The 9627-nt window shown below is 59.7% G+C and carries 10 protein-coding genes and 1 pseudogene; all 11 read left to right on the top strand.

What is annotated here, in order from left to right; all coding sequences use genetic code 11:
* The first annotated feature begins 82 nt into the window (after window positions 1-82).
* Window positions 83-268, top strand: coding sequence for a 50S ribosomal protein L32 (gene rpmF / locus Q0J81_RS08745; protein WP_294447246.1), 186 nt, complete (start codon window positions 83-85; stop codon window positions 266-268).
* Complete coding sequence (gene plsX / locus Q0J81_RS08740; protein WP_294447245.1) at window positions 258-1307, top strand: phosphate acyltransferase PlsX; 1050 nt, start codon at window positions 258-260, stop codon at window positions 1305-1307. The genes rpmF and plsX overlap by 11 nt, the downstream gene beginning before the upstream one ends.
* Window positions 1308-1550: 243 nt before the next feature.
* Window positions 1551-2555, top strand: coding sequence for a beta-ketoacyl-ACP synthase III (locus Q0J81_RS08735; protein WP_294447243.1), 1005 nt, complete (start codon window positions 1551-1553; stop codon window positions 2553-2555).
* 58 nt (window positions 2556-2613) lie between these two features.
* Window positions 2614-3357 carry a 3-oxoacyl-[acyl-carrier-protein] reductase gene (gene fabG / locus Q0J81_RS08730; protein WP_294447242.1) on the top strand — a complete coding sequence of 248 codons (744 nt, stop codon included), beginning with the start codon at window positions 2614-2616 and terminating at the stop codon, window positions 3355-3357.
* A gap of 139 nt (window positions 3358-3496) precedes the next feature.
* Entirely contained in the window at window positions 3497-3733 is a 237-nt protein-coding gene (locus tag Q0J81_RS08725; protein ID WP_077072368.1) for an acyl carrier protein, read from the top strand.
* Window positions 3734-4114: 381 nt separating this feature from the next.
* Window positions 4115-5362: a beta-ketoacyl-ACP synthase II gene (gene fabF / locus Q0J81_RS08720; protein WP_294447239.1), complete on the top strand. Its 1248-nt coding sequence runs from the start codon at window positions 4115-4117 to the stop codon at window positions 5360-5362.
* Between the two features lie 48 nt (window positions 5363-5410).
* Window positions 5411-6655: a serine hydroxymethyltransferase gene (gene glyA / locus Q0J81_RS08715; protein WP_294447238.1), complete on the top strand. Its 1245-nt coding sequence runs from the start codon at window positions 5411-5413 to the stop codon at window positions 6653-6655.
* 128 nt (window positions 6656-6783) lie between these two features.
* Window positions 6784-7290, top strand: a pseudogene (locus Q0J81_RS08710) (cytidine/deoxycytidylate deaminase family protein); the annotation flags it as partial.
* The gene (gene ribD / locus Q0J81_RS08705) at window positions 7287-8417 is read left to right on the top strand and encodes a bifunctional diaminohydroxyphosphoribosylaminopyrimidine deaminase/5-amino-6-(5-phosphoribosylamino)uracil reductase RibD (protein WP_294447237.1); all 1131 of its coding nucleotides are present in this window, start codon (window positions 7287-7289) and stop codon (window positions 8415-8417) included. The pseudogene Q0J81_RS08710 and the gene ribD, both read left to right, overlap by 4 nt.
* A gap of 2 nt (window positions 8418-8419) precedes the next feature.
* The gene (locus tag Q0J81_RS08700) at window positions 8420-9091 is read left to right on the top strand and encodes a riboflavin synthase (RefSeq protein ID WP_294447236.1); all 672 of its coding nucleotides are present in this window, start codon (window positions 8420-8422) and stop codon (window positions 9089-9091) included.
* Window positions 9092-9100: 9 nt separating this feature from the next.
* A partial coding sequence (gene ribB, locus Q0J81_RS08695; protein WP_294447235.1) for a 3,4-dihydroxy-2-butanone-4-phosphate synthase occupies window positions 9101-9627 on the top strand: 527 nt, incomplete at its 3' end.

Below are 9627 nucleotides of genomic sequence, written 5' to 3'. Positions count from 1 at the left end.
GATCCGCGGCTGGCTGCTCTGCGTCAACTGAAAGTGAAACATCAGGGGTGATTCCCCCGTTTCCGAGATAAGGAGAAACAACATGGCCGTTCAGCAGAACAAAAAGTCCCACTCCAGAAAGTGCATGCGTCGTTCTCATGACCGCGTGGCCAAGCCCACCGTCATCTACTGCTCCTGCGGCGCTCCCACCAAGCCCCACAGCGTTTGCCCCTCCTGCGGCAAGTACGACGGTCGTCAGGTCGAACCTGTAGCCAGCGATGAGCAGTAATCGCGCAAGACTCGCCGTGGACGCCATGGGCGGGGACTTCGGTCCCTCCGTGGTTGTTCCCGGCGCGCTTCAGGCCGCTCGAAATACGGGGGCCAAAGTAATCCTCGTCGGTATCGAGGAAGAAATCCGCAAGACCATCGCAGGCCTTCCCGATGCAGGGGAGGAGGGTGATCTTTATGAGATCGTCAACGCCACGCAGCTGGTGGAGATGACCGACAAGCCTTCGGAAATTCTTCGTACCAAGAAGGATTCTTCCATGCAGGTGGCATGCAGGCTTGTCCGCCATGGAGAAGCCGACGCCTTCATAAGCGCCGGTCACTCCGGTGCGGCCTATGCCTGCGGCATGTTCATACTCGGGCGCATCCCGGGCGTGGAGAGGCCTGCTCTGGCTTCTGTGATTCCTACGGAAAAGTCTCCCATGCTCCTGCTTGACGTGGGCGCCAACGTGGAGTGCCGCCCGCATCATCTTTTTCAGTTCGGGCTCATGGGAGCCACCTTCGTCAAGGATATTCTCGGCTACGAGGACCCCAGAGTAGGCATCCTGAGCATCGGCGAGGAGGAAGGGAAGGGCAATTCTCTTGTGAAGAGCAGCTATGAGCTGCTCAAGCAGGCCTCCAACCTCAACTTCATCGGTAATGCCGAGGGCAGGGATCTGTTTACCGGCAATATCGACGTTGCGGTGTGCGACGGCTTTGTGGGCAACATCGCCCTCAAGCTGAGTGAAGGGCTGGCCTCTTCCCTGACGCATCTTCTGAAAAGGGAACTTCTGAACAACGGGGTTCTGCCCCGTCTGGGCGCGTTCCTTTCCATGAAGGCCTTCCAGAACTTCAAGAAGATGGTGGACTATGCGGAGTACGGGGGAGCGCCCCTGCTCGGACTGAAGGGCATTGCCATCGTGTGCCATGGCAAGTCCAACGTCAAGGCCATCACCAGCGCCGTGACCATGGCCAACACCTATGTGGTCAAGGGGACGCAGCAGCGTCTGGTGGAGACCATCAGCGCCAACGAGGAGCTGACAAGTTACGGCCGTACCGTATAGTTTTCTGCATCATGTTTTTCGTCATGCGGAAAGCCCTCATGAAAAGAGCTTTCCGCATGACGCACCATAACGACGACGCTCTGTCGTCCGACGTGTCAAGGTGCCTTGCCCCTGCGCACCTGCCGGCCGCTTCGTCCCTGTGAGGAAAATGCGCGGCTTCTCCCGGAAGGTGGGTCCGTAGGGACTTTCCTCCGTCTCAAAAGGAACGACTGCCGCCTGAGCGCGGCCGTGTTCGGACATCTCATGAATCATCCCTGCTATATTTGTGGACTCGGCTCCTGCATTCCTTCCCGCGTCATGACCAATCATGACCTGGAAAAGCTGGTGGAAACCTCAGACGAATGGATCACCACCAGAACGGGCATCAAGGAACGGCATGTTCTCGAAGATGGCGTCAATGCTTCCGACTGCGGCATGAGCGCCGCCCGTGCCGCTCTTGACGAGGCCGGGGTGTCTCCGGAAGAAATCACCCATATTTTTGTTGCCACCTGCACTCCCGACTATCTGTGCCCCAGCACGGCCTGTCTCATCGCCGGCAAGCTGGGCCTCAATGCTTCCTCGGGACGCATGGGGCGCGTGATGTGCCTGGACTTCAACGCCGCATGCACCGGCTTTGTCTACGGTCTGGAGCTGGCGCGCGATGTCGTGGCGGCTCATCCCGACGCCGTGGTGCTGCTTGTGGCCACCGAGGCTCTTTCCCGCCGTACCAACTTCACCGATCGCACGACATGCGTTCTTTTCGGTGATGCGGCCGGTGCCGTGGTTGTCCGCGGCTCCGACAAAGGCGCGCTCTGGCAGGTTCGCGACGCCGTATGTTCGTCCGACGGTTCCCTGCACGACCTCATCAAGATAGGCGGAGGCTCCGCCTGCAAGGTGAAGGAAGGAGACACGGTAGGCGCGGACTGGTTCATTTCCATGCAGGGCATGGCGGTGTTCAAGCACGCCGTGCGCAGCATGACCGAAGAGAGTCAGGGGATTCTTGCGCGCAACGGCATTTCACTCGACGAACTTGACCTTTTCATTCCTCATCAGGCCAATCTCAGAATCATCAAGGCCGTGGGCGAGCGTCTGGGCATAGACGAGAACAAGGTTTTCGCCAACGTGCAGCATTACGGCAACACCTCCGCCGCCACGCTCCCCGTCGCCATGGAAGACGCCAGACTTCTGGGAGTGCTTCGTCCCGGCATGAAGGTTCTGCTGACCAGCTTCGGCGGCGGCATGACCTGGGGTTCCGTGCTTCTGGCCTAGTTTCTCCGTTGTCATTTCCCCGGAAAACGCTTAGTATCCGTCCATCAGGAGCATGTGTATGAGCGAACTCACCCCTACCGCGCTTGTCACCGGCGGTTCCCGCGGCATCGGCCGCACCGTGGCGCTGACCCTCGCCGCCGCCGGCTACCAGATATACTTTACCTACGTGAGCCGTCCCGAGGCTGCGGAGCAGACCGTGGCCGACATTGAGGCCGCAGGCGGTCACGCCCGCGCCTTCCGTCTGGACTCCGGCGACTCCGAAGCCGTAACCCGCTTCTTTGCCGAGGAGATCAAGGGCAAGGTTCATCTTTCCGTTCTCGTAAACAATGCAGGCATCACCCGTGACGGTCTCGTCCTGCGCATGAAGGATGAGGACTTCGACGCCGTGCTCGACACCAATCTGCGCGGAGCCTTTCTTTTCCTGCGTGAGGCCGCCAAGATCATGACGCGTCAGCGCGAAGGCCGCATCATCAATATCTCTTCCGTCGTCGGACAGATGGGCAACGCCGGGCAGATCAACTATGCCTCGGCCAAGGCCGGGCTCATAGGCATGACCAAGTCCGCGGCCAAGGAGCTCGGCAGCCGCTCCGTCACCGTGAATGCCGTGGCTCCCGGATTCATCGAGACCGACATGACCGCCGCTCTTGCCGAAGATGTGAGAAAAGCCTATGTTTCCGCCATCCCGCTGGGCCGTCTCGGCTCCGCGCAGGACGTGGCCGACGCCGTGGCGTTTCTTGCGTCTGACAAGGCCTCGTACATCACCGGTCAGGTCATTGCCGTGAACGGCGGCCTGTACTGCTGAGGATATTTTCGGAAAAGTCCGGCATCGTCTCCGCGTCCCGAGGCCGGAGAGAGGGCTTTTCCCCCTTGTCGTTAGGTATGGCCGGAGGAAAAACTTCCGGCCGAATCTGGAAAACCTGAAACACCCCCTGGAGGGAAACATGGCCGCCGTTGAAGATAAAGTTAAGCAGATCATCGTGGAACAGCTTCAGCTTTCTGAAGAGGAAGTGACCCCCGAAGCTTCCTTCATCGAAGATCTGGGTGCCGACTCTCTCGACCTGACCGAGCTCATCATGGCCTTTGAAGAAGCCTTTGGCGTGGAAATCGCCGATGAAGACGCCCAGAAGATCCTGAAGGTCAAGGACGCCATCAACTATATTGAAAGCAAGCAGAAGTAAGTTCTTACTTCCTTTCATCTTGTTTTCACGAAGATGCCGGGGAGCTTCGGGTTCCCCGGCGTATTCGGGTTAAGAGCGGCTTCGCGCCAGCGCACGGCGTCCGTGGAAGCGGGCGACCGTACCCTGCAGGGGAAACGGTGTTTCATCATGCAGGGACGTGCGGCCCCGAAAGGGGCGTCGCTCTTCAGGCCCGCGATTTTCCGGGCCGGGAGCTGTTCCCTGCAGCTTGTTTCGCGGAAGGAGAGGTCCGCGGGACGGACGTTCGCTTTCGGGCCATGCCATGGATGTTTCGGGACGGTCTGGCCTGGGCGTTTTCCGGCATGATGCCGGCGTTTTTCTCAGGGAGCCTTGTCCCGTCACCTTTATATGGAGTTGTTTCGCGTGGATCGTAAGCGCATAGTCATCACCGGCCTTTCTGCCATCACTCCTCTGGGTACCGACCTTGAGAGCAGCTGGGAGGCCCTGCTTGCCGGCAAGTCCGGCATCGGTCGCATCACCCATTTTGATTCCACCGAATTTCCCACGCACATTGCGGGCGAAGTGAAGGATTTCAAGCCTGAAGAGGTCATTGCGGCCAAGCAGTGCCGCAAGATGGACCGTTTCTGTCAGCTGGCCGTATGCGCCGGCATGCAGCTCATGGCCGATTCCGGCCTCAAGATAGACGAGAACAACGCCGGACGAGTGGGCGTGGTGCTCGGCGTCGGTCTCGGCGGCCTCAAGACCATTGAGGATTTCCACGAAAAGCTGCGCACTTCCGGCCCCAACCGCGTTTCTCCCTTCTACATTCCCATGCTCATTTCCAACATGGCCCCCGGTCAGGTGGCCATATTCACGGGAGCTAAGGGCATCAACGTCGTGTCCACGAGCGCCTGTGCCTCGGCTCTGCACGCCATAGGCAGCGCCTATGATCAGCTTGTGCTCGGCCGTGCCGACGCCATCATCACGGGCGGCGCCGAATCCACCATCACGGAAATGGGCATTTCCGGATTTACATCCATGAAAGCGCTCTGCACGGCTCATCAGGACGAGCCTGAAAAGGCCTCCCGTCCCTTCGATGCCGGTCGCAGCGGCTTCATCATGGGCGAAGGCGCGGGCATGCTCATGCTCGAAACGCTTGAACACGCACAGGCCCGCGGCGCAAAGATCTATGCGGAAGTTGTCGGCTTCGGCGCTTCCGATGATGCGCATCATATGGTGGCTCCGCTGGAAACCGGCGAAGGCATGGCCGCGTGCATGCGCAACGCGCTTGCCGATGCCGGCGTTTCGCCTGACGTCATCGACCACGTGAGCGCGCACGGTACGTCCACTCATGCCAACGACGCGGCTGAAACCAAGGCCCTGCATGAGGTTTTCGGTGAACACGCCAAAGATCTGGCCGTCACGGGCGTGAAGTCGCAGATAGGCCATCTGCTCGGCGCCTCCGGCGGCGTGGCCAGTGTGTTTGCTTCCATGTCCCTGACTACGGGCATGGTGCCAGGAACCATCAATCAGGAAACACCCGATCCCGAGTGCGACCTCAATTATATGGGCGAGGGATCGAAAAAGCTCGATCCTTGCTATGTCATGATAAACTCCTTCGGTTTCGGCGGCACGAATGCCAGCCTTGTGCTGAAGAAGTTTACCGCGTAATCTGCAGGGCCGGAGCAACCGGCCCTCAATTTTCAGGAACGGAGAACCATGGACGAACTGATTCTGCGCGACCCCGAGGTCGCGGACGCCATCTGGAAGGAATCCCGCCGTCAGGTGAGCAAGCTTGAACTCATCGCATCGGAAAACTTTGTATCCTCTGCCGTGCGCGAGGCGCAGGGCTCCATCATGACGCACAAGTATGCTGAAGGATATCCTGGCAAGCGTTATTATGGCGGCTGTGAATTCGTCGACATCGTGGAAAATCTCGCCCGAGACAGAGCTATGAAGCTCTTTGACTGCGACTTTGCCAACGTGCAGCCCCATGCGGGCAGCCAGGCCAACATGGCGGCCTACCTCGCCCTCATCAAGAACGGCGACACCGTGATGGGCATGGATCTGACGCACGGCGGTCATCTGACCCACGGCAGCCCCGTCAACTTTTCCGGTCGCGAGTATCATTTCGTTCCCTACGGCGTGAATCGTGAAACGGGATGCATCGATTACGACGAGCTCGAAAAGAAGGCCGAGGAATGCCATCCGGCCCTTATCGTGGCCGGTGCGAGCGCCTATTCCCGCATCATCGACTTTGAGCGTTTCCGCAAGATAGCCGACAAGGTCGGCGCGAAGCTCATGGTGGACATGGCGCACATTGCCGGTCTCGTGGCCGCCGGACTTCATCCTTCTCCGCTTCCCTGGGCCGACATCACCACCACCACGACGCACAAGACCCTGCGCGGCCCCCGCGGCGGCATGATTCTTACCTGTCGCGGCGAGGAATACGGCAAGAGCATCAACAGCAAGGTTTTCCCCGGCATACAGGGCGGCCCGCTCATGCACGTCATTGCGGCCAAGGCTGTGGCCCTCGGAGAGGCACTGCGCCCCGAGTTCAAGGAATATCAGGAGCAGATCATCCGCAATGCCAAGGTGCTTGCCTCCTGTCTCGTCGACGCCGGTTACGACCTCGTGTCCGGCGGCACGGACAACCATCTCATGCTGCTTGATCTGACCCGTAAGGACATTACCGGCAAGGACGCCGAACACGCGCTCGATCTTGCCGGCATTACGGTGAACAAGAACACGGTTCCCTTTGAGACCCGTTCTCCCTTCGTCACTTCCGGCGTGCGCCTCGGCACGGCTGCGCTCACGACGCGCGGCATGAAGGAAAAGGACATGGAAAAGGTGGGCGGCTGGATTGTGGACGTGCTTTCCAACACCAGCAACGAAACTCGTCTTGCCGAGATTCGTCGTGACGTGGAAGCCTTTGCCCTCCAGTTCCCGCTGTTTGCCTGGTAAATGACGGAGCGGCCCTGCGCGCTCTCGCGCGCGGGGCCGCTTTTTTTCCTTGTTTTCAAACGGATTCTCACGTGATAGTTTCCGGAGATGAAACGGGAGGATTTATGGCGTAGGGCGGCAGAGCAAGCTGGCCACGATATTTCATGGATATCGCCTATCTTGTGGCGGAGCGTTCCACCTGTCTGAGAAGGAGAGTCGGAGCCGTAGCCGTGCTGGACAGGCGCATTCTTGCGACAGGCTACAACGGCGCGCCTTCCGGAGTGCCGCACTGTCTTGAGTCCGGTTGTCTGCGCGCGCAGCTCGGCATTCCTTCCGGGCAGCGTCATGAAATCTGCCGGGGCATACATGCCGAGCAGAACGTCATTATTCAGGCTGCGGTGCATGGTATTTCCCTGCGCGGCGCAGAGCTTTTCTGCACGACGTATCCGTGTTTTATCTGTGCGAAAATGCTTATTAATTGCGGTATCAAAAAAATATGGGTTTCTGAAAATTACCCGGATGAGCTGTCCAAGGCCATGCTGTCCGAGGCGGGAGTGGAGGTCCTGCACCTTCCTCACGACGCGGACAATGCCTGCCCTGCGGGGGGAGAGAAGCAGGGAGCAGCGACAGAAGAAAATGAAGGAGGCAGAGCGTGAATCAGCACGAAGCATTCATGCGGGCGGCTCTGGAACTGGCCGAAAGAGGTCGCTGGAGTACGGCTCCCAATCCTACGGTGGGCGCTGTGCTGGTGCAGGATGGAAAAATAGTCGCCGAGGGCTGGCATCAGGTATGCGGGCAGGCTCATGCCGAAGTCAACTGCCTGCGCGATGCCAGGGAAAAGGGCGTGGATGTTTCCCGCTGCACGCTGTATGTGACGCTTGAACCCTGCAATCATCAGGGCAAGACGCCTCCCTGTACGAAAGCCATTCTTGAGGCGGGCATTCCCCACGTGGTCGTCGGCATGCCCGACGTGAACGCTCAGGCTGCCGGCGGCGCGGAGTATCTTCGCTCCATGGGTGTGTCCGTGGAAATGGGCGTTCTTGAGGATGAATGCCGTGATCTCGTGGCGGACTTCAGCGTGTGGCAGACCACCCGTCGTCCGTATGTCATTTTGAAGATGGCCTCCACGCTCGATGGCCGCATCGCCACCCGGGCAGGCCGTTCCCAGCTTATTTCCAACCGGGCTTCCCATGAGGAGGTCATGCGTCTGCGTGAGAACATAGGGCGCGCGGGCGGTGCGGTTCTCGTGGGCGGCAACACGTTCATGCTGGACAATCCCAGGCTTACGGCACGTACGCAAAGCGCGCAGCGTCAGCCGCTGGCCGCAGTCATGACGTCCCGACTGCCTGCGGGAGACTCCTCGTATCATCTGCTCGACGAGCGTCCCGGCGACTGCGTGTTCTTCAGCACGGCGGCTCAGGCCGCCTCGCCTTCCGCTGCGGCGCTGCGCAACCGCGGAGCGCGGGTGTACGGCGTGGACTGTCCCGCCGGAAAGCATGCTCTGGATGCAGAGGAAGTACTCACGAGACTGCGGGAAGATGAACACTGTCTGTACGTGCTTTGCGAAGGCGGCGGCAGGCTGGCCCTTTCTCTTCTTGAACGCGGTCTGGTGGATGAATTTCATCTTCATCTTGCGCCGACCATTCTCGGCGATGCCGACGCGACACCTGTCTTTGCCGGACGCACGGTGGACAGCATGGAAGACGCCCTCAGAATGCGTGTGGTGAAGACTTCCGTGGTGGGCGGCGACATTCATCTTTATTTCCGTGCGGACAGAGGCTAGCCATGTTTACCGGACTTGTAGAAGGTCAGGGCCGCATTGATGCCGTGGAAAAGCGGGGAGAGGACATCCTTTTCCGCTTTCATCCTCTTTTTTCGTGGGACAGGCCGGAGATCGGTGAGTCCGTTGCCTGCAACGGCGTGTGTCTCACCATGGAGACCTGGATTCCTGCCGGACCTTCCTTTACGGCCTTCGCTTCGGCGGAAACGCTGTCCTGCTCCAATCTGGGCACTCTTGTTGTGGGCGGCCGCGTGAACATGGAGCGGGCCATGGCCATGGGCGAGCGTTTCGGCGGACACATCGTGAGCGGTCACGTGGATACCGTAGCCCATGTGGAAAGCGTGCGTCCCGTCGGGCAGTCGAGATGCATTCGTCTTGTCTTTGCGCCGGAGTGGAGTACGCAGATCGTTCCCAAGGGCTCGGTCACGCTGGACGGCATCAGTCTGACGGTGAACGACTGCGGCCCGGGCTTTCTTGAAGTGAACGTCATTCCCGAAACCTGGCGGGTGACCACCGTGGCCTTCTGGCGTCCGGGTTCTGCGGTGAATCTTGAAACGGACGTCATCGGCAAGTATGTGAAGCACCTCATGCAGCCCTATGTCGCTTCCGGCGACGGCAAGGCTCCCGAGGAGCGAGTGACCATGGACTTTCTGCGCCGTAACGGCTTTGGCTTTTGAGGATAGCGTATGCCCCTGTGCAGTGTGGAAACAGCCCTTGACGACCTGAAAAACGGTCGAATGATCATCCTTGTGGATGACGAGGACCGCGAGAATGAAGGCGACCTTGTGGCGGCCGCCGAGTTCGTCACGCCTGAAATCATTAATTTCATGTCCCGTGAGGGAAGGGGACTTATCTGTCTTTCTCTTTCCTCGGAACGCGCCGATGCGCTGGATCTGCCGCTCATGACGCGGCGTAACGGTTCTCGGTTCGGCACGAACTTCACCGTGTCCATAGACGCGAGAAAGAGCGAGTTCCCGCCCATTTCCGCCGCCGGACGAGCTCATACCGTGCGTACGGCCGTTGCCGACGGCGCAAAGCCGTCCGATCTTGTGACGCCCGGCTGCGTGTTCCCTCTGCGCGCGAAGAAGGGCGGCGTGCTCACCCGCGCGGGACAGACGGAAGGCAGTGTGGATCTGTGCCGCATGGCAGGCCTCAGGGAAGCGGCCGTCATCTGTGAAATCATGAATGATGACGGCACCATGGCACGTATGCC

The organism is uncultured Mailhella sp. (assembly GCF_944324575.1).
Classification (GTDB): Bacteria; Desulfobacterota; Desulfovibrionia; order Desulfovibrionales; family Desulfovibrionaceae; genus Mailhella.
The sequence above is the reverse complement of the archived record's forward strand: the minus strand, read 5'-3'. Positions and strand labels throughout refer to the sequence as shown.